Origin of the sequence: Chamaesiphon minutus PCC 6605, from assembly GCF_000317145.1 — a bacterium.
GTDB lineage: Bacteria > Cyanobacteriota > Cyanobacteriia > Cyanobacteriales > Chamaesiphonaceae > Chamaesiphon > Chamaesiphon minutus.
The window spans coordinates 3897880-3918629 of sequence record NC_019697.1; the positions used below are offsets into that span (position 1 = coordinate 3897880).

At 45.2% G+C, this 20750-nt stretch carries 14 protein-coding genes and 2 pseudogenes; 6 read left to right on the plus strand and 10 right to left on the minus strand.

Annotated elements, in window-relative coordinates; all coding sequences use genetic code 11:
- Window positions 1-8: 8 nt before the first annotated feature.
- The 4 genes and pseudogenes from CHA6605_RS17850 to CHA6605_RS17865 form a co-directional block, all read right to left on the minus strand.
- Window positions 9-1103 (minus strand): peptidylprolyl isomerase, encoded by a 1095-nt coding sequence (locus tag CHA6605_RS17850; RefSeq protein WP_015160802.1) that lies wholly within the window; start codon window positions 1101-1103, stop codon window positions 9-11.
- Between the two features lie 219 nt (window positions 1104-1322).
- A pseudogene (locus CHA6605_RS17855) lies at window positions 1323-2069 on the minus strand (IS982 family transposase); the annotation flags it as partial.
- A gap of 110 nt (window positions 2070-2179) precedes the next feature.
- A complete protein-coding gene (locus CHA6605_RS17860; protein ID WP_015160803.1) occupies window positions 2180-3616 on the minus strand; it encodes an FAD-binding domain-containing protein in 1437 nt (478 codons plus the stop codon).
- A 281-nt stretch (window positions 3617-3897) separates the two neighbouring features.
- Window positions 3898-5616, minus strand: coding sequence for an ABC1 kinase family protein (locus CHA6605_RS17865; RefSeq protein WP_015160804.1), 1719 nt, complete (start codon window positions 5614-5616; stop codon window positions 3898-3900).
- 442 nt (window positions 5617-6058) lie between these two features.
- Between CHA6605_RS17865 and CHA6605_RS17870 the strand changes: the two genes are divergently transcribed.
- Window positions 6059-6940: an SDR family oxidoreductase gene (locus tag CHA6605_RS17870; protein ID WP_015160805.1), complete on the plus strand. Its 882-nt coding sequence runs from the start codon at window positions 6059-6061 to the stop codon at window positions 6938-6940.
- A gap of 215 nt (window positions 6941-7155) precedes the next feature.
- On the opposite strand, the gene CHA6605_RS17875 is transcribed toward CHA6605_RS17870, so the two are convergent.
- The 4 genes from CHA6605_RS17875 to CHA6605_RS31785 all read right to left on the minus strand — a co-directional run bounded on the left by CHA6605_RS17875 (window position 7156) and on the right by CHA6605_RS31785 (window position 11790).
- Window positions 7156-7572 carry a secondary thiamine-phosphate synthase enzyme YjbQ gene (locus tag CHA6605_RS17875; RefSeq protein ID WP_015160806.1) on the minus strand — a complete coding sequence of 139 codons (417 nt, stop codon included), beginning with the start codon at window positions 7570-7572 and terminating at the stop codon, window positions 7156-7158.
- Window positions 7573-7713: 141 nt separating this feature from the next.
- On the minus strand, window positions 7714-8796 hold the full coding sequence (locus CHA6605_RS17880; RefSeq protein ID WP_015160807.1) for a glycosyltransferase family protein: 1083 nt from the start codon (window positions 8794-8796) through the stop codon (window positions 7714-7716).
- Window positions 8797-8815: 19 nt separating this feature from the next.
- Window positions 8816-9973 carry an aminotransferase class V-fold PLP-dependent enzyme gene (locus CHA6605_RS17885; protein ID WP_015160808.1) on the minus strand — a complete coding sequence of 386 codons (1158 nt, stop codon included), beginning with the start codon at window positions 9971-9973 and terminating at the stop codon, window positions 8816-8818.
- A gap of 194 nt (window positions 9974-10167) precedes the next feature.
- Window positions 10168-11790, minus strand: a complete 1623-nt coding sequence (locus CHA6605_RS31785; RefSeq protein ID WP_015160809.1) for a serine/threonine-protein kinase — start codon at window positions 11788-11790, stop codon at window positions 10168-10170.
- A gap of 310 nt (window positions 11791-12100) precedes the next feature.
- On the opposite strand from CHA6605_RS31785, the pseudogene accD reads away from it, so the two are divergent.
- The 5 genes and pseudogenes from accD to CHA6605_RS17915 form a co-directional block, all read left to right on the plus strand.
- Window positions 12101-12961, plus strand: a pseudogene (gene accD, locus CHA6605_RS17895) (acetyl-CoA carboxylase, carboxyltransferase subunit beta); the annotation flags it as partial.
- Between the two features lie 238 nt (window positions 12962-13199).
- Window positions 13200-13691 carry a photosystem II cytochrome c-550 gene (gene psbV, locus CHA6605_RS17900; protein WP_015160811.1) on the plus strand — a complete coding sequence of 164 codons (492 nt, stop codon included), beginning with the start codon at window positions 13200-13202 and terminating at the stop codon, window positions 13689-13691.
- Between the two features lie 249 nt (window positions 13692-13940).
- Window positions 13941-14273 carry a cytochrome c6 PetJ gene (petJ, locus tag CHA6605_RS17905; RefSeq protein ID WP_015160812.1) on the plus strand — a complete coding sequence of 111 codons (333 nt, stop codon included), beginning with the start codon at window positions 13941-13943 and terminating at the stop codon, window positions 14271-14273.
- Window positions 14274-14586: 313 nt separating this feature from the next.
- On the plus strand, window positions 14587-15816 hold the full coding sequence (locus CHA6605_RS17910; RefSeq protein ID WP_015160813.1) for a DNA double-strand break repair nuclease NurA: 1230 nt from the start codon (window positions 14587-14589) through the stop codon (window positions 15814-15816).
- A 143-nt stretch (window positions 15817-15959) separates the two neighbouring features.
- Window positions 15960-17333 (plus strand): IS4 family transposase, encoded by a 1374-nt coding sequence (locus CHA6605_RS17915; protein WP_015158054.1) that lies wholly within the window; start codon window positions 15960-15962, stop codon window positions 17331-17333.
- 68 nt (window positions 17334-17401) lie between these two features.
- Here CHA6605_RS17915 and CHA6605_RS17920 read toward each other — a convergent pair whose 3' ends face one another.
- A complete protein-coding gene (locus tag CHA6605_RS17920) occupies window positions 17402-18898 on the minus strand; it encodes a serine/threonine protein kinase (protein WP_015160814.1) in 1497 nt (498 codons plus the stop codon).
- Window positions 18899-19318: 420 nt separating this feature from the next.
- Window positions 19319-20527, minus strand: a complete 1209-nt coding sequence (locus tag CHA6605_RS17925; protein ID WP_269744609.1) for an anhydro-N-acetylmuramic acid kinase — start codon at window positions 20525-20527, stop codon at window positions 19319-19321.
- Window positions 20528-20750: the final 223 nt, after the last annotated feature.

Sequence of the window (20750 nt, forward strand, 5' to 3'; positions counted from 1 at the left end):
ATCGATGGTTAAGTTTTTAAGAGATCGGCCCCTTCAATTACCTTCGCCGACTCAATTTTGTCATTGGGTTTGAGCTGTCCGAGGACTTCTTGTCCCGAGATCGCGTAGCCAAATACGGTATAACGACCATCGAGCAGATTGCGGCCAGCCGGGGTTAATTCTGGCTCGAACAGAAAGAAAAAGACTTGAGAAGAGCCGCCATTGGGGTCGCCTTCCGGACGCGCCATTGCCAAGGCACCATAGGAAGAAAACGGTAAAACAGGTTCTTCGCGGAAGCGTCCGGCATCTTCCATGGTAATTCCATACATCGGCTCTTTATCGCCTTTGACCATTACTTCTAGCGGTACGGCTCGATATTTTTTGGTGTCGGGATCGATAAAACCAACTTCATCCCCTGGCGGATCGCCAATCTGAAGTACGTAATCATTTTCGGCGCGGGTGAAAGCAAGATTGTTATAAAATCCCCGTTGGACGAGATCGACAAAGTTACCAGCCGTGACGGGAGCATTATAGCCATCGACGATCAGACCGATCTCACCTTTGTTAGTTTTGATGGAGATCGTGGCACGCCCTTTAAGCTGGGGCAAGTTACTATACTCAGCAGGTACTGTATAGGGGAAATCCGTCACCATCGATGCTTCAATCGAGCCGATTTTACCCAGAGCCTCGGTACGTTTGGCTTGCACCTGCGGTTTGTCTTTGGCTGCGGTGGCGATCGCGAGTGCCTCTACATCAGTTTGAATATCATCGAGCAGAGTTTGTGCTTCTGCTTGTTTGGGAGCAGGAACGCTTGTGAGAATATCAGCTTGCTTGTTTTTCAATATCGCCGCCGCTTTTTTGACATCGTTGCTAATCGTGCTCCACTGTTTGCCGCGCAAGTGGTTGGCAATATCTTCCAAGCTATTTTGCAGTTCCCGCACTGGTTTATTATCGATCGGGAGTGCATATCTCAAAATTGACTGTCCGTCAGTAATTGCGTTTCCAGAAGGTAGCAGAGTAGCCGCACTCAACCCCATCGAGAGGCTGATTGACAGCATTGCCACTATGCCAGTCTGCAACCAGTTTCGCCAGCGGCTAAGTATAGAAATTTTGCCCGTTCGCATTTCTAATAATATTCATATAGTCCAACCCTCTCATCTTGCCATATCTGGGATCGCTATATTAATAACCTGAGTTCGATGAGGCTATGCCTCATCGAACTCAGATGTGACAACATGTTCAGCTTAATAGCAAATTTTATGTAAATTTTGGCACGATAAAACCCATCATTAAGATGATTAATGATTGAAAATATTGAGTTAAGTTAATAAATAAATAATCGGCTAAATAGGAACAATACTAAAGAAGTTTTGAGCAGGCTCATCTAGCTTCAAACTCGGCTTTTTAGGTTGATGAGTATAAGCAATTAATGCTGTAATCAGATTTAGCATGAAATTATGCAAGCTCCGATGGCGAGAATGGACTAAATAACAAATATTTTTTAACTGGTCATTTACCGTTTCAATCAGCGAGCGTTTCCGAAGTGATATTTTGTCATCCATCAAGATGAGCTTGTTTTTCATATTAGATTTTAGTGGCGTAATTAGCTGCAATCCTTTATTTAATAATTCTTCAAATAGTTCTTTCTTAATATATCCTTTGTCTCCAAATATTTTTCCTGATATTCCCTGTGTCATTGATGGCAAATGTGTGCGGTCATCGACATTGCCAGGTGTGATTTTGCAGCTTAATATCTCTCCGCAATCATTAATAATTAAATGAAGCTTGAATCCAAAGTACCATCCCATAGAACTCTTACTCAGCTTGGCAGTTTCTTTGAAAACCTTATTTCTTTTAATTCTTTTTGGGTGACAAACTGGAATAGCCGTGCTATCCACGAAACTAATTCCAGTCACCTTACCTTGACGAGAGTTGAGATAATAAAGGCAAGCTATTAAAACATTTGGCATCAACTCCACCATTCTATTGTAACTAACCAACTTTGGAAAATAATCAGTTAAGTTTTGACAAACATTTTTGAGGTAATAATCCTTAAATGTTCGATAGCTTGACTGATGGAAATGAATAGAATTCGATCCAGTCGGTCATTTTCTCAATCTTAAATAATTCACTATTTCGATTTTCGATCGTGATGACAAAGATTGGCGGCAAATCGAATTTTAGCTTGGATGAGTTTCGACTAGACAGCCACACCTTTGACGCTGGCATATAAATCTTTAAACAGCCGTTGCTGGACGCTATGATCCACGATCGGGAGTGGATAGCCGATCTGATGGCGAGTTAGCGGTGGGATATTACCGCTGAGAATGAGATTGGTCTCGACAGACTTTAATTCTGGCACCCACTGACGAATATAATCTGCCTCTGGATCGAATTTTTGGGCTTGGGTGTAGGGGTTGAAAATTCGCAACGGTTTGGGGTCCATACCGCTCGATGCGCTCCATTGCCAGCCGCCGTTGTTTGCAGACAGATCGCCATCGATCAGACGTTGCATGAAGTATTTCTCGCCCCATTGCCAGTTGATAATCAAATCTTTAGTTAAGAAGCTGGCAACGATCATTCGACAGCGATTGTGCATCCAGCCAATTTCGTTGAGTTGGCGCATGGCCGCATCGACGATCGGATAGCCTGTTTCGCCCCGACACCAAGCGTCAAAACGATTTTGGTCATCTTGCCACGGAAAATGTTTTAAGGGGTCGCGATAAGCCCCCTGGGCAAGGCTGGGGAAATGATACATCGCTTGTTGGTAGAATTCTCGCCATGCGAGTTCTTGCTGCCAGGTGGTAATCCCCGCACGGGCTTCGTCGCTGCTGGTTTGTGCCATTGCCTCGATTGTGGCCGCCCACACGGTCCGAATGCCAATGACGCCGAATTTCAAGGCCGCACTGAGTCCCGATGTGCCTGTAAGGGCGGGATAGTTGCGTTGTTCGTCATATTCGCAGATCGATCGATCGCAAAATTCTGCTAGTTCCCGTGCGGCTGCGCTCGTACCCGGTTCTAATTTGAGCGGGTTCTCCCAAGTAAATCCTAAATCTTTGGCTGTGGGGAGATCGATCGTCGGTACTTGAGCTAGATCTGTCAGCTCGGTAGCATCTAATTGGCAGGGGGGAAGTTTGACTTCGACTGGGGCTGGTTTCGATCGACTGTTCCAGTTGCGCCAGAATGGGGTATAGACTGTATAGGGCTGTTTGTTACCAGTGATAATTTCACTTGGGGCATGGAGCAACTGATCCCAATTTGTATGCACTTCGATGCCATCGCTTTTTAAAGTTGTGGCGATGCTCTCGTCCCGCGTCTGGGAATATGGTTCGATATCGAGATGCCAATATACAGCTTGGGCTTTGAGTGTAGTAGCTAATAGCGGAATTTTGACGACGGGATTGCCTTCGACAAATAGTAGTTGACTCCCCGCGCGGCGATAATCTTTGGCAAGCGACTGCAAGCAGCCGACGAGGTAGGTAACTCTCGCAGGGGCAACACTATCATTAGTTAAAATCGCTCGATCGAAACAAAAGACACCGATAACTCTAGCATTGGTATTACAGGCTTGGGCTAAACCTATGCTGTCTGAAACGCGTAAGTCACGGCGATGCCAAAATAAGATGAGATCTGACATTTAATTTAGCGACAATCTAGGCATTACAAGTGGAGAAGCGTCAGAGAAAGAGGTTTTGGACTAAACTCGAAAATCGATCGACTATTTCTAATTTAAACCTCACCAGTGAGGCAATCTCACATCTTGGAACAGTCTGAAAACATTAGTGCCTAGTGTAGATCTGGGGGTACCCACGAGGGGCACCCCTACAGGTTATTTGTGTAGGGGCGCCCCTCGTGGGTACCCTGGTTTTCACTAAGCACTAACATGTTCGAGCTGTTGCAAGATGTAAGGCATCCACATTACTTGCCATTATTACTCAATTCTCTGAGCAAAGAACTCACTCCAGCGGTAGAGAGATCGCCGAGTGTTTTGGGGACGTTTACCGCTAACGCACCGATCGCTACATTTAAGAGTTTGGCTGGCTCTAGTTCGCCTTTGACTAAATTCCACAACTGTCGAACTTCGGTAATGTGGAGGCGATTGTCTTCGGTTAGTGCCATGACAATTTGATTTCTGAGCGAGCGTCCTTCCTCAGACATCAGGAATTTAAGTCCTAATTGGGCGGTAGGCAACAGGTCGAAATTTCCACCCGTGCGAGCGATGCCAATCATATTTTCCAATCGTTGCCACTGCAACTTACCATCTTTAATTACTACTTCTAGCAACCGTCGCCGCATTTCTGGAGTTTCGCCATTGAGCAATCTTTGGGCGACATAAGGATAGCCAATTTCGACAATCTTGAAGTTAGGATTGAGACTCAGCGCGACACCTTCTTGCGTAACCAAAGATCGGATAATGAGTGAGAATTGAGCGGGGATGCGGAAGGGATATTGGAACATCAATTCCGAAAACTCATCAGTGACGGTTTTAAAATTGAAGTTGCCAACATTTTCGCCGATCGCGTTGCCCAGTACTCGCTCTAACGCTGGGATAATTGGAGAAATATCCACATCGGGAGTCAGAAAACCCAGCCTGACAAAATCATCTGTGAGGGCGAGATAGTCTTTATTAATCAAATGCACTACCGAACCCGCGATCGTTTCTTTAGTGTTTTGGGTGAGCTGATCCATCATCCCAAAATCGATAAATGCCATCCGTCCGTCGGCGAGTGCAAATAGGTTACCAGGATGCGGATCGGCATGGAAAAAGCCAAATTCTAATAACTGTCGCAGACCTGATGCAACACAAGCTCTAATCAATGTGTCGCGATCTAGCCCAGCTTTCTTTATCCCATCTATATCGGTTAACTTAATACCGTCGATCCACTCTAAAGTTAGGACGGTATGACTGGTATATCGCCAGTAAATAGCCGGAACTTTAACTGTCAGATCGTCTTGAAAATTCGCCGCAAACTTTTCAGCATTGCGCCCTTCATTTTGATAGTCGATTTCTTCAAATAACTTCGTACCAAATTCATCGACAACGATGGTGAGATTATCACCCAAATTTAATGGTAAAAATGGTTTGATCCAACTAGCTGCCCACCGTAACAAGTACAGATCGCGAGTGATAGTTGGCATTAAATTTGGCCGTTGCACTTTAACGGCAACCTGTTCCCCAGTATACAATCTAGCTTTGTAAACTTGACCCAAACTGGCCGCAGCGATCGGACGCGGTGAAATTTCTTTGTATAATTCTTCTACCGATCGCTTCAGTTGCGATTCAATAATTTGCATTGCCAACTCATTATCAAAAGGTGGGAGTTGGTCTTGAAGTTTGATTAGCTCGTCCAAAAAGTCTTGTCTGATTAGATCGGGACGTGTCGATAGCGATTGTCCGACTTTAATAAATGTCGGCCCCAATTGCGTCAGAATTTCCCGTAATTGCTCGGCTCTTTGATTTTTATTTGCTTCGGTATTACCAACAGATCGATCGAGTAATAACCCAATTAAAAATCCGGCAAACAACCAAACGATAACTAGTGCGCGCCAGATTACCAGCCACGGACGTCTATTGTAATACTTAGCAATTGCCTGGGCATTATAACGCCGCAGTTGGGTAAGTTGTTGCTGACTCACGTTGTAAAGTTGCCTCTTAAACTCTGTAGTGCTATATTTCGATATTATCGGCCGACGAGTTAACTTTCGTTAAATTATTCCCTAATATCTTAACTTTTTGAAATTAGAGATCTAAATCACTCTTAATACAAGTATACAAAAATATAGATAATCTGGTGTTAGTGCGATAACCGAACCTAAAATTTCGGCAGTCTTGGCGATCCCCAAGCAAGTTGTGTAGTCGCGATCGAGCGGTCGCGATCGCTATCCCCCATCTGCTATGATACCCACTTAAATGCCACGTTTGGAAATCCAGCATCGCTCTCAGAGGCGATCGAATCGGCTAAATAGCTGGATCTCGATCGACCATCGACTGTATTATGCGCGATCGATAGCAATCGAGAAAAAAATTTTAACTAATACTTCAATGTAAAGATCGACTCGATCCAATCTGTTCCTAATTATGCCGAAATTACTAATTACTGGGGTGAGTGGTTTTCTGGGTTGGAATTTATGTCAACAGGCTCGATCTCAATGGGAAACTCACGGTACATACTCGCAAAATGCGATCGAGATTAGTGATGTTCGGCTCCACCAAATCGATCTTACACAGCTCGATGCAGTCACAGCCAAGATCGATGCGATCGCGCCAGATGCCATAATTCATACTGCGGCGGCGGCTAGTCCCAACTTTTGTCAAACGCACCCAGAACTATCCGCACGCATTAATATCGGCGCATCTCAACTACTAGCAAAGATTTGCAATCGAGCCAAAATTCCTTTTGTTTTCACCTCCACCGATTTAGTTTTCGATGGTAAGAACGCACCTTATCGCGAAACAGATCCAGTTTCGCCGCTGAATATTTATGGCGAGCAAAAAGTAGCTGCCGAACGCAAGATTTTAGACACATATCCACAAGCGACAATCTGTCGAATGCCGCTGATGTTTGGCATGGCACCACCGACGGCAAGCAGTTTTCTCCAGCCTTGGATTAAGGCATTAGCTGCCGAGCAGACGCTTCAATTATTCATTGATGAATTTCGCACACCCGTCAGCGCAGTAACCGCCGCACGCGGCTTGTTGATGGCATTACGCAGCTCGCCAGGAATTCTCAATCTCGGAGGCAAAGAACGGCTGTCTCGTTATGAGTTTGGACGATTGTTAGCCGAAGCTTTTGGGTTTGACTTATCGCTGTTGTTGCCAATTTCCCAACGAGATCTACCGATGGCAGCTCCCCGCGCCGCAGATGTTTCGCTAGATAGTACTAAGGCGATCGCGCTAGGCTACAATTTACCACCATTACGGCAAGAGTTAGAGTCTCTTCGGTTGGCGATAACCCCATAACGGGTAATGGGTAGCGATTCGCGCAACTCATAAGGAGTGGCTACGCCAACGTCGGGTTTCCCACAGGTGACGCGTGCGACTGCCGATTTTAGCGGCGCGCTTTTCTTCGAGACAATGGGTAATGGGTAATAGGATGGATCGAAAAGTATCCTTGTATTGCCAGAGCCTATTTACTCAACAGAGCAGGAAAGCCTCAAAACTAATGGTTGGTAACTTTAATCGCCACTAATATGCACGACTAATTCGCGGTTGTAGCGATGTTGGCGATGTTCCCACAGATAGATTCCTTGCCACGTACCCAGTACTAAACTACCGCGCATGATAGGGATTTGTTCGGAGGTATGGGTAAGTGCAGTGCGAATATGTGCTGGCATATCATCGGCACCTTCAGCCGAGTGAATATATTTACCATCTTCTGGGACGAGTTTGGCTAAGAAATTAGCTAAGTCGATCAATACATCCGGATCTGCATTTTCTTGAATTACCAAACTAGCAGAAGTATGCCGCAAAAACAGAGTACACAATCCAGTTTGAATTCCCGATTGAGTGACGATATTACCGATTTGTGGTGTAATTTTGACAAATGACTTAGGCGTGCTAGGAATAGTGAGAATTTTTTGATAGTGAGTCACGAGTTAGTGGATAGTTGATAGTGGATAGTTGATAGTGGATAGCCAACCATCTAAGTTTTATAGATTATCTATTCGATCGATCTTTTCGTCTACCTGCATAGGTAGATACAATTATTTATAAAATAGATACAGATCGAATGTTTAGGCGTTACTTAGATATTTGACAATCGAACTAGCGATCGTGCGATTGCCGTCAGTTGCTATTTTTGTAGTCAATCTGGGTGGTTGTAATGGTCGGTGCAAAAAATCCCAGTTCGGTGCAAAAAAATCTTCAGGCTCGATCACTTGATGATAGCCATAATCTTGCATCCCATTGAGGATAATTTCTGATTCTGCAAAGCCTGCGCGAGTGATGGAGACGATCGGTACTTGTAGTTTGAGAGCTTCAGCATAAGTACAATAGCCCGGTTTGGAGATGACTCGATCGCACAATGGCATAATATCGACGGGACGCACTGCCAGATCTAGAGCCTTAACTAGATTGGGTAAATCTGGGGCATGGCGATCGAGTGTGATAAATTGGTAGTCTGGAAATTGACTGACATTCTGATAAGGAATCGCATCTAAACTCAATCCGCCAAATGTCATTAGAATCGTGCGTTCTTTAGGTCGATCTAGCCCGAACTTTGTGCGAATCATCTCTAGCAGATACTTAGGGTCGCCGCCAGTCAAGCCGACATCTTCAATGACTGGAAATCGCTCCATTGACTCGTGCATTGGTACCCGAAACAACCTGTCACAGCATCCATAGCAATCGCTAATCCAGTCCGCAACTTGCGCGAAATCTTCACCCCAATCTCGATATATAAAGTCCCAACCAAAATTACCCGACATCCAACAGGGAACGCCTAATTTTTGAGCGATTAAAGTCGCAATCGGCGGAGCATCGCCAAAGACTAAATCCACACCATACTCTTGACAAAATGCTACTTCTTCGGCAATTATTTCATCTTTATTTGAGATGATATGCTGCCACTTAGATAACGTCGCATCCAGATCCATCTTCAAGCTATCAGCCTGAACGACTCCCACATCAAATCCTCGCTGACGATAGATAAAATCACCATCGATATAACATTCTAACAACCATTTTGGTGCCGTGGTCACTAAAATTAATTTAACCGACGGTAATAGCTTTTGCAACTGTCCGGCGATCGAGGCCGTTCTGGCAGCATGGCCGAAACCGTGGTCGGTAATCGCAATATAAATCGTAGGATTTGACATAAGAGTGATGCTGATTTTTTTAATTAATTAGCTTATGCAAACAGTGAATCAATTCATCAATTTCTGTAGTAGTTGTAAAGTAATGAGTACAAGCACGAATGCAGACAGGATCGACGATCGTGCGTAGATAAAAATGTTGCCGCTCTAGATCTCGAACTAACTTACCACAGTCACCGTCAGTTAACTGAAACGATACTAAACCCGATCGCGGTGCGGTCTGATTGAGGCACTTAACCCCTGGGACTTGTTGTAAATTTTCCCACAGATACGTAGCCAAACTCACAATTCGATCGAGCCTATCGATCGCGCTACCCCAAGCTTGATGCGTCGCAATTGCCGCGCGTAACCCTAAATATAAGGGATAAGCCGATGTCGCCACTTCATAGCGACGAGCATCATTGAATAATGGTAAGTCGGGGGTGCTATAGTCCAAACCTCGCCAGCCAATAAAAGTTGGCTCCAAACTCGCGATCGCATCTGGATGAATATACAATCCACCTACACCTTCTGGCCCACACCACCATTTATGTCCGGTGAATGCATAAAAATCTATCCCCAATTCTCCCAGTTGCAGCGGTAATAATCCAACCGATTGAGCGGCATCTACCAAAATCCGGATCGGTTGCTCGGCGTCTGGATATTGCCGAATTGCCTTTGACATTTCCGCTAGCGGTACTACCTGTCCGGTATTCCACAGCACATGACTGAGGACGACCAGTCGAGTTTGGGGTGTTAAATGTGCGACGATCGTGGCAACAGGATCGCCTGTATTTAAAGTAGCCTGAAGCGGAAATAGATCGACCGCTACTCCAAACCGCCGACAGACTTCGTTAATGCTGGCGATGACACCTGGATGTTCGCAGTCGGATAGGAGAATACGGTCTCCAGCCTGCCAATTTAGCCCCCACAAGGCGATATTACAGCCCGCTGTGACGTTTTCGGTCAGCGCGATCGTGTCAGCGGTAACGCCCAATTCTGCCGCGATCTCTTGGCGCGTTAGATGGGATTCGCGGATGACTAATTCGCTAGTTTTGAGTCCGAACGGCCCCTGCGTTTGAATCTGCTGGTAGGCACCGATAATGGCATCTAAGGCTGCTTGTGGCATCGGCCCTTGGCCACCGTAGTTAAAGTAGGCTTTGTTAGCTAAAGCGGGGAATTGTTGGCGATGTACAGTCATTTAGGAGATAGGGGATAGGGGATAGGGGATAGTGGATGGGTGGATGGCTTGCACTGTTCGCGAAGCGTCTCCGACCGGAGAAGTGGTGGATAAGAGGATGTAGATTGGGTTGAGCAAAGCGAAACCCAACAGCACCAACATTGTAGGTACGGTTAGCGTTCGGTGTCGATAGGAATTAAGCAAGATCGAGTCGATTATTTGAGTTCAAATTTTTGGACGCTACCTAATGAATAATCATCGAGCTTGAGGTTCTTAATTGTTTTAGATAATCGTTGATAAACTGCCTCTTTAACCATCAAGCCTTCGCTTTCTTTGCGGAGTCCGACAATAACTAAACTTCGCTGAATAGAAGTTCCGGCGGTATCTCGTTGACAATTATCGCGTTTGAATTGACCGAGATTGAGAATTGGATATTCTTTGACTTGAAACAATTGTTTGACAATTTGGTCTTGAATTGTTTTGGCGCGACTAAGCGCGCGTAATTCTTCTTCCGCATTAGTTCCCTCGCAAGATGCGGTACCGATCGCGACGATGCGATTGGGATTATCCATGATTTTGAAAATACCTTGTTTTTCTAACTCTTGCTTGAGCACAGCAATTGGTAAAGATTGAGTCGATCCCTTTAGTCTTACCTGGGTATCAGAAGCTAATTGCCACTCATAGCGATCGCTTAATACTGCCATATTAATCTCTGCTGACTTACCATTACGGTCTTTTGCCGACAAATAAGGATAGTACAGGACGTTGCCAATCTTTTGGGGCGTTTGGAGTTTCATCGGCGGTGGCGGTAGCGGACAAGACGTATTGTGTCCGCCGAGTTGGCACTCAAGGAAATTTTTATTGGCATAAGCGACTAACCCCGTAGAAATAATTGCCAGAATTGCTGTACCGATAATTGCTTTGAGTCGCCAATTATTTACAGGCGGCAAAGCCAATGCCGCCTCAATACACGAGATCGATTGATGCCGATCTTGGACTTCATTCATTAACATGCGATCGATTGCACTTGCCAATCGATCGCTAATTTGGCGTTCTTGAGCTACTAATTCTTGTCGCCACGTCCATTTATTACTCATAAAATCGTACAGGCGATCGGGCGTAATATTCGTCAACAAATGGATACAAGTAGCCCCGAGGGCATAAATATCGCTTGCTGGATAAGCCACCCCCGCCCGAATTTGTTCTGGCGGCGCATAGCCCATCGTCCCTCCAGTCGTACCGCGCGACATTACCGTACTATTGAGATGTTTGGACATCCCAAAATCGATTACCACCAATTGGCCATTTTTGCGGCGCATGATGTTTTCCGGCTTGATATCTCGATGAATCACCCCGCGATCGTGAACGAATTTTAAAATTGGTAAGATATCATCTAATAATTGTAGGATTTTCTCTTCAGAATACGCCCCATTCTCATCCAATTCTTTAAGCAAATTTTGCCCGTCGATAAATTCTTGAATCAGATAAAATCTCCGCTCTTGTTCTAAATAAGCAAATAGTTGGGGAATCTGGCTAGAATCCGCTCCCAATCTATCGAGCTGCGCTCCCTCTCTCTGAAATAATTCGATCGATTTTTCAAAAGCTTCGACGTCATCTAATACCTGCGGTGCCGGGAAAAATTGCTTGATGACGCAACGTTTTTCTTCGGGCATATCCGTATCTACTGCCAAAAAATTGCGGCTCATCCCACCACTATCGAGAAAACTGATTGCTCGGTAGCGATCCTTGAGCAGTAACTGGCTACCACAAGCTTTGCAAACTTTTACTTCAGGATGATTTTGAGGCTGAGGACAATTCGGATTGAGGCAATAGCTCATTGTACGGATAGATGATGCGGCGATAGATGAATTTTAGCTTAATGCTACATAAAAAGAGTGAGATATTTGTCTCGATCGAGTGATAAAATCGCCGAGTTTAGGCCGCAGTTACTCGATCCGCGTGTAGATATTGGCTTTGCTTTGCTTAGATCTGACTAAGCATTATAAACCTGAGTTACATTCGTAACTCGCTATCGGTATATTATATTAAGTGGGAAATGAGCACCAAACACGAGATAATATATTTGACTCAGTAAATAAAGACAACATTATCTATTTACAGAGCGAGATTTTTACTGACAACTACTATATGCCCCAACTCGGATCTCTCTTCGATTGGTTTGCCGATCGTCAGAAAACTAGCCCCAGCATTCAGCAGCAACAGGAGCGAGAGATTGCTGATGGGCTATGGACAAAATGCGAAAGTTGTAACGCGATCGCTTACACTAAAGACCTCATCGCCAATCAGATGGTGTGCTTGGAGTGTGGGCATCATAAGCGCGTCTCTTGCCACGAACGCATCAGTCAACTGATCGATGACGATACCTGGATTCCTCTCGACGAGCAGCTTCAGCCTACCGATCCGCTCAAATTCAAAGATCGCAAGGCTTACAGCGATAGGCTGCGGGAAACTCAGCGCAAAACAGGCTTAACCGATGCCGTCGTCACCGGGATGGGTAAAATTGAAGGCTCGCCCATCGCCTTGGGCGTGATGGATTTCCGGTTTATGGGTGGGAGTATGGGTTCTGTCGTTGGCGAAAAGCTGACTAGAGCGATCGAACATGCTACCGCCAACCGGATTGCCGTCGCGATCGTCTGTGCCTCTGGCGGTGCCAGAATGCAAGAAGGAATGCTCAGTCTGATGCAAATGGCTAAAATATCTGGTGCGCTAGAACGACATCGGGAAGCTCAGTTACTCTACCTTCCCATCCTCACCCATCCTACAACGGGCGGTGTGATCGCCAGCTTTGCCATGCTCGGAGATATTATTCTCGCCGAACCCAAAGCCACGATCGGATTTGCAGGCAGACGCGTGATCGAACAAACCCTCCGCGAAAAACTTCCCGATGATTTCCAAACCTCCGAATATCTTCTCAAGAAGGGTTTCGTAGACAAAATTGTCCCCCGCACCCAACTCAAGCATACGGTAGCTCAGTTGGTTCGCCTTCACACTAGGGCATAGGGCTTGTGGATTGTGGATTGTGGATTGTGGATTGCGGGTTGAGAATAAAATGCTCCCCGCTCCCCAATTGTAAATTTTTCTTTACTTTATGAGGAAAAATCGAGAAACCTTGGGCGAGATAATGAGATGATATTGGTAATATAAGATAGCTGTGGCTTTGGTCTTGAGTTTAGCTGTGTTGTGTACTTATCATCTAATTTAAAGTTATCTTTTTTGAGGGAGAACCATGTTCAAGCGATTCTTGTTGCTGGCTGTGGCAACCATATTGTTTGCATTCCAAACCTTAGTCACTAGTGCTAATGCCATCGAACTTGATGCTGCAACGCGCACAGTCAAGTTAAACCCAGAGGGTGAAACTGTCACCCTCAATCTCAAACAAGTCAATCAAGGCAGAAAACTGTTTGCATCGACTTGTGCCCAATGTCATGCTGGTGGTGTTACTAAAACCGACTTTAACGTAGGTTTAAGCCCTGTAGATTTAGCTGGGGCAACACCCGCACGGGATAATATCGTCGCGCTGGTAGACTACATGCATCATCCCACTACCTACGACGGCGAAACTCCAATTGCGGAGTTGCACCCCAGTATGGAGAGTGCCGATATTTTCACTGAGATGAAAAACCTCTCAGAGGATAATATGTATGCTATTGCCGGACATATCCTGATGCAACCCAAAATCATGGGCGAGCAGTGGGGTGGTGGTAAAACTGTCAGATAGGCAGTTGGATGTCGGATGCAGCCGATTTATGCTGCTGTAATAGTGCTAGCAAATCTTCCACATCGACGGTAAAGGTATACTTCGCTAGCATCCGATCGAAGTATGCACGAATTATAGTGGCTAGATCTCGAAATTGTTAAAGTTTCGACACAGATAAGTACATTTACCGATCGATACCCAACCAGATTGGTTACAATATATGGTTGATAGTTTAGGTTTCTTAATTTTAGATTAGTAAGGAGAAACGTTTTGAAGAAGCTGATTTCGATTTTAACCGTAGCGTTCGCGCTGTTTACAATTACATTTAGCAGTCCTGCTCTAGCTGGCGACGCTGCTAGCGGTAGCAAAATCTTCAGTGCTAATTGTGCAGCTTGTCATGCTGGTGGCAACAATGTCATTATGGCCAACAAGAATCTCAAAAAAGAAGCTCTGGCACAATACGGGATGAACTCGGTTGCAGCTATTACTACTCAAGTAACTAACGGGAAGAATGCTATGCCTGCTTTTGGGGGCAGACTCAGTGCCGCTCAAATCGAAGATGTAGCTACTTATGTTTTGGCTCAATCGGAAAAAGGTTGGTAAATATTACTGTTGGTGACTGAAGACTATTTATTAGTCGCTAGAGTCTATCAATCGTTAGTGGCTGGCTATTGCTGAAGGTCGATCGAGAAATTGCTTATGTGATAAGTTATTCTCTATCCTCATCGGCGATCGCCAGCCACTTGTTTTTTTAGAGGGTAGAGAGTAGGGAGTAGAGGGGAGTGAATAGTGGATAGTGAATAGTGGATAGTGGATAGTGGATAGTGAATAGTGAATAGTGAATAGAGGTTGGGACTGCGTTCTCCCGTCCCCCTCTCCCCCTCTCCCCCTCTCCCCCTCTCCCCCTCCCAGCCAAATGCTAGACATTAACAAGGTTGCTAAACAATTACCTGGAATCGGTCAACACTTAGTCAAGGAAACTGCGGCAAATCAGCATCGGTTACAATTGGCAACAGCTTCGCTCCAGCAAGCGATCGATCGACAGGTAGAATTAGCGGCAATTCAACAGCAGTGGGGTAATCGATTATTTTTTAACTCATCTGTCCCTGTCGAACCTCTCGATACCCGCATCGATATTGCCGCGCCGCCACCCCAACAAACCGTACTGGCGACTGATGGTTCTCAAATTGCCCCCAGTCATCATGAAATTGCCTATTGCTACCTGATTAATGTTGGAAGAGTGATGATTCATTACGGGCAAAATTTGCACCCATTGCTCGACAGCATTCCCGAAGTTTTTTATCAACAAGAAGATTTATATATCTCCCGTCAGTGGGGGATTAGTACCGAGGAATGGTTGGGTTATCGTCGAGCTGTTTCTGAAGCCACAGTCTTAGCAGAATTGGGTTGTAACTGGGTGAATCCACCATTTGGGTTTGAAGATCGCCCTGAGTCTGTTTCTGCTGTCAGGAAGCCGCGCGTACCCACCTTAGCCATGGTAGATGGCTCGCTAGTCTACTGGTTTCTCGAACAATTACCGACCGATGCCCGCGAGCAAATTCTCAATCCGATTTTAGCGGCTTGGGAAGAGTTGCGGATCGCCGGAATTCCGATCGTGGGTTATCTGAGTTCTTCGCGCAGTATCGACAATCTCAATCTACTGCGATTATTAACTTGTCCGCACGATGTCCCCGATTGTCCGACACATTGTGCCGATGCGAGTAAACTACCCTGTCAACAATTTGAAGGCGTCAGAGATACGACTCTGTGGAATACCCAACTATCACCAGGACAACGCAGTTGTTGGTGGCAAAGTACCGCCAAAATTTTAGACTGGTATGACGATCGCCACAAGGTATATTTTTGTTATCTAAATGTGGGGACAGAGATTGCCAGAGTTGAAGTTCCCGCTTGGGTGGCTCAAGACGAGCGGCTATCGGGTATGGCTTTAAGTTTAATTATCGCTCAAGTCAATAAGGGTTATGGTTATCCGGTTGCGTTAGCCGAAGCTCACAATCAAGCTGTAGTCAGAGGCGCAGATCGATCGAGCTTTTTTGCCCTATTAGAACAAGAACTAATCAAAACCGGACTCAAAAATATCGGCACATCTTACAAGGAGACGAGGAAGCGGGGGAGTATTGCCTAGATTTCAGGGATTTTGGATTGCGGATTGCGGATTTTGGATTGAGAATCATTCGTGACAAGTTAAGAAAATCAGAGATTTGTCAAAAAGGTAATAAAAAGATGCCAAACTGTTTCTAGTCAAGAGTTTGAGGGAATAGAGGCCTGATGACCAGCCGCCGAAGAAGTAACCGCGACCACGCCAAAAAGAACCACCAACCAGGTGTGGAAGATGAGATCATCGCCGCTCAAGTAGAGGCTTTATTGACACCAGCAATTTTCAATCAAAGTCATTACTACCGACAATTAGGGCTGAGAAATCGGCTGTTAAATTTACCCTTGATGATGGCAGCAGTGCTGACGCTACTGTGGCGGAATGTGCCAGGAGTCAGAGAACTAAGCCGAATGTTAGGGCGAGAAGGATTTTTGTGGTGTGAGCCAACACAAGTAAGTCAACAGGCGATTGCACAAAGATTTCTGACCTTTCCATCTGAGTTATTTGAGAGAGTGTTTAAGGAATTACTGCCAGAATTTAGAGTGAAGTGGCACCAGAGAAAACAGCGATTGTTGCCACAAAGCATTGAATTTGCTCAAGCAAAATTTGAGCGGATTTGGGCATGTGATGGCTCCACATTGGAAGCGATATTCAAGAAATTAGATAGCTTATCTGATGTGCCAATCGGACAACTAGCGGGAAAAATGGGAGTAGTCATAGATTTGGTGACGAGATTGCCGATTGAAATCTGGTTTAGAGAAAATCCCAAAGCTTCAGATGTTAATTTTGAGAAAGATATCCTGAATTTAGTAACATCGGGCACTTTATTGCTCTTGGATCGAGGCTTCTATCATTTCCAATTTTGGCAAGAATTAATTAACAGAGATATTCATTTTATTACTCGATTAAAAAAAGGTGCATCGCTACAGATAGAGCGAGTATTTAGCAATAGTTATAGTATCCGTGACCGAATAGTGCGGATGGGGTCTGGCACCAAAAAGACTCCATATATAACTGTAAGATTAGTCGAAATTAAAGTGGGTAAAGTCTGGTATTCTTATCTAACTAGTGTACTCGACCCATTGAATCTTCCTCCCTATGTAGTCGCCGATTTGTACGGAAGACGGTGGCGAATTGAAGAGGCTTTTAATACTGTTAAACGATTGCTCGGGTTGAGTTATTTATGGACTGGTTCAGTTAATGGAATTAAATTACAGATGTGGGGGACTTGGCTGTTTTATGCAGTTCTAGTCGATTTAGGTGATGCTGTAGCTGATGAATTATCTCTCCCATTCGACCGCATTTCTTTAGAGATGATTTATCGAGGTCTTTATCACTTTCATGTAGCTCATCATAAAGGTTTAGCTGCCAATCCAGTCACCTATTTTGCTGCCCCAGAGAATCAAGATTTAGGTATTGTTAAAACTGTTCGTAAACCTAATGTTAAGTTAATTATTGCACCTTTTCCTGATTCTATGAGTCGAACAGACAATTTTTTCTTCGACTCATCGCCTCAAGCCCGCTTGACAAGTGCGATCGCTTCTTAACTTGTCACTAATGATTGAGAATAAGATACTTGTAGTCCCCTTGTCACCTCGGCTCCCAATCTCCCAATCTATTTCTTCGAGATCTGTCGCTGAAGACTAGCTACTAGCTTTGGTTTGAGAGTTTCTAACTCTTCTTTGAGCGATCGCTTGCTTTCTTTAATTTGACTGTGGGTGCTGGGGGTGTTTTGACTTTCTGTCAGCCATTCTTTAAGGAGTTGAGTTTTGCGAGTCGGAATTTTGCCTAAGATCGTGCAGACGCAGTGTTCATCGCCTTCGAGCGCAAATAGTACCAATCGATAGGTGCTTGTCTGGGTGAGAATTTGGAGTATTTTCTCACCGAGCGGTTTTTTGAGATCGAGATAGCAGGGCAACATCCGATGTTGCTGCTCGTCTTGGTATAGTGTAGTCAGCCACAGTAACATTGGATGGGGCGAACCGACAAATAGAAACTGCGAATGCGGTTTATTATTTTGGTACTTCTCAATATCGCTACGAGCGAGCATGATCCACATCGTGGCTAATTCTGTTTGCTCGTGCGGAATTAGTTGCGGAAAAACTATTTCTGCTCTAGGTTTATCTTTAGGCCAAATACTTTGACGACAAATATCGTCAGCAGTCGGTGGTGTTTTTAGCTGTGCGCTAGATTCTTGGCCTTGATTTTTAGTTATTAGTGGAGCTGATACTTGCGATTGGTTTTGCTCGATTTGTTCGAGTACTTTCAGGACTTCGGTGACGCTGCTCGGTCTTTGAGTCGCTGTTTTTGCCATACATTTATTGACGATATCCATCAATTGTTGTGGCAAATCTAGTTTAGCTTTGACTTCATTAAATAACTTTGGCGTTTGGTAGTGATGGGATTGAAACCAACCTTCAAAGGAACTAGCTTTAGGTTTTAACGGTAGTTCTCCCGTCAACATTTGGAACATCATAATTCCCAAACTATAGATATCGGCGCGATTATCTAATGTTTTGCCATCCATCTGTTCGGGAGAACAATAAGCAGGTGTGCCCATAAATCCAGTGGGTGACTCATCAGATTTAAGTAGCGCGATCCCAAAATCTAGTACTTTTACTAGTTCTCCTAGAGTGGCATCTTTGGTGATGATAATATTGCTCGGTTTAATATCGCGATGGACGACTTGGGTAATATTGCCATCGATTTCAATCCCATCATGGGCACATTGTAGTCCCAAGCAGATCTGTCGCATAAAGCTAAAAAACTTGGGCAGAGGCATGGGTTTATTCTGCATCACATCTTTGAGACTATCTCCCTTGAGATATTCCATCACATAGAAGGGCATTTCCTCATCATCAACGCCATAGTCGCGCACTTTGACGATATGGATACTTTTTTCGCCTAATAGCGCGCTAACTGTAGCTTCGCGCATAAACCTATCGCGCACCCGTTGGTTCATTTTAGATCGCGATAAAAATTTCACGGCCACAATTACGCCGCCCAAAAGCGTATCCTTTGCCTGATACACTTGCCCCATAGAGCCTTTCCCCGCTATCTCTAACAGTTGATAGCGTTGTACGAGTAAACGGCCATAAAATTCATCTCTCACGCGATCGATGCCTCCATGCCGCTCGACAATGAGATTGAGAATAAATTAGCGATGTTAGTAGATGGAAAATAAAAATTGAACATCAAATCAAAAGCAATCGGGTTAAGCTATAGAGTCTGCGTTAGAAGTGGTCTGGTTTCGTCAATGCTCTGGCTCTAGTGGCAATGCCAATGACAGAGATCGCAATTGGATCTGGCAAATATTTACTGTTTGTATATACAGTATCGCTATTTTCAGTGTCGAGCTAACTGGAATTAATCTGAGGCTAGAAGTTTCTATACCTTAACTCTCAAGTGTCTGTTTTGCCTGCCCCGCGCTGGATGTTTCCGCCACGGCGAGCCGCACCTATCGCGTGTTGACTTTCTTAATAATTTTAAAATGAAGATGAGGATAAACAAGCTTATTTTCAATATACCCAATTCATTCGAGAGGATGGACATCTCCCAAGAGCATTGGCTGTTTTGCGCCAGTGGCTGTGGGCAAGTTGCCCGGAATCTGGCGATCTCGCCAATAGGCTAAGACGGCAAAAGCGATCGCTTCTTTATAATCGCCATCGACTCCCGCCTCATCGGTAGTCGCGATCTGAGTATGTGGCAAGTGATGTTGGAGCCGCTGGCGTAAATAAAGATTGCGGCTGCCGCCCCCACACAGTAATACTCGCTGAGATCCCTTGGCATTGGCAGCCGTAGACAACTGCGGTAAAAATTGGCGGTAACTATCAGCAATGCTGCTAGCTGTTAAGTCAGTAAGAGTTGCTAGTAAATCGGCGGGCGTAAGTTGATATGGTATCGCATCGGCGAGACAATTTTTGAGATATTCTGCACCAAATAGTTCTCTCCCTGTCGATTTGGGTGGCGGGGTGCAAAAATATGCTTGTGTCAACCATTGGCGGACTAATGGCTCGCAAACATTACCTGTAGCCGCCCAAGCCCCATCGCGATCGAATGTTAATTTACCCTCGCTCAGTTGGGTGACGGCTAAGTCGAGTAAACTATTTCCCGGCCCAGTATCCCAACCGCAGACTTTTTGCTCCCAATCGGGCTGACTGGTAGGTGGTAAATAGGTGACATTGCCAATCCCACCAATATTCTGAACGTAGCGATGTTCGACCGGATCGCCGAGTAGATAAGCATCGGTTTTGGGTACTAGGGGCGCACCTTGTCCGCCTGCGGCGATGTCCGCAGCCCGAAAGTTATCGATCGTGGTTATTTGGGCGATCGCGGCAATTAATTCGCCTCTACCGAGTTGGAGACTATACCCCATCTTACTATCGGTTGTCGGGCGATGAAAGACGGTTTGACCGTGCGAACCGATTAAAGTCGCGCTCGCTCCGTCTGGAACATCAGTTTTGTAGCGTTCCTGAATCGCCATCGCCGCTCGTGCAAAACACGTTGCGATCGCATCATCTAAGTCGGCTAATTCTAACATCGATAATTTTGCCCCACCGCAAACCGCCAGAATTTGAGATCGCCACTGCTCTGGATAGGGATAAGTTTCGCCAGCCAGTAGCTCTGCTCGCAAATCGAGTGTCGTGCCCGTAATTTCTACCAACGCGGCATCGATGCCATCGACCGATGTCCCACTCATTAATCCAATTACTTTCATAGCTGTTTCATCTACTGTGGCGATTTCGATGTTAGCACTTCCAAATTCAGAAATTCCAGTGGAGCGCGACAAGACAGGGGTTGGGGGATGAGGGATAGCCACTGGAATGGCATCAATTAGATTTTGAATTTAGAATTGCTGGACGCAAACGATTAATGTTTGGACTAGAGCAGTTGCTATGTTATACTCGAAAGGCTGTGGGTAGTTAGCGTACTGCGACTTCGCTCGGCACGAGTAGCCTCTCCCC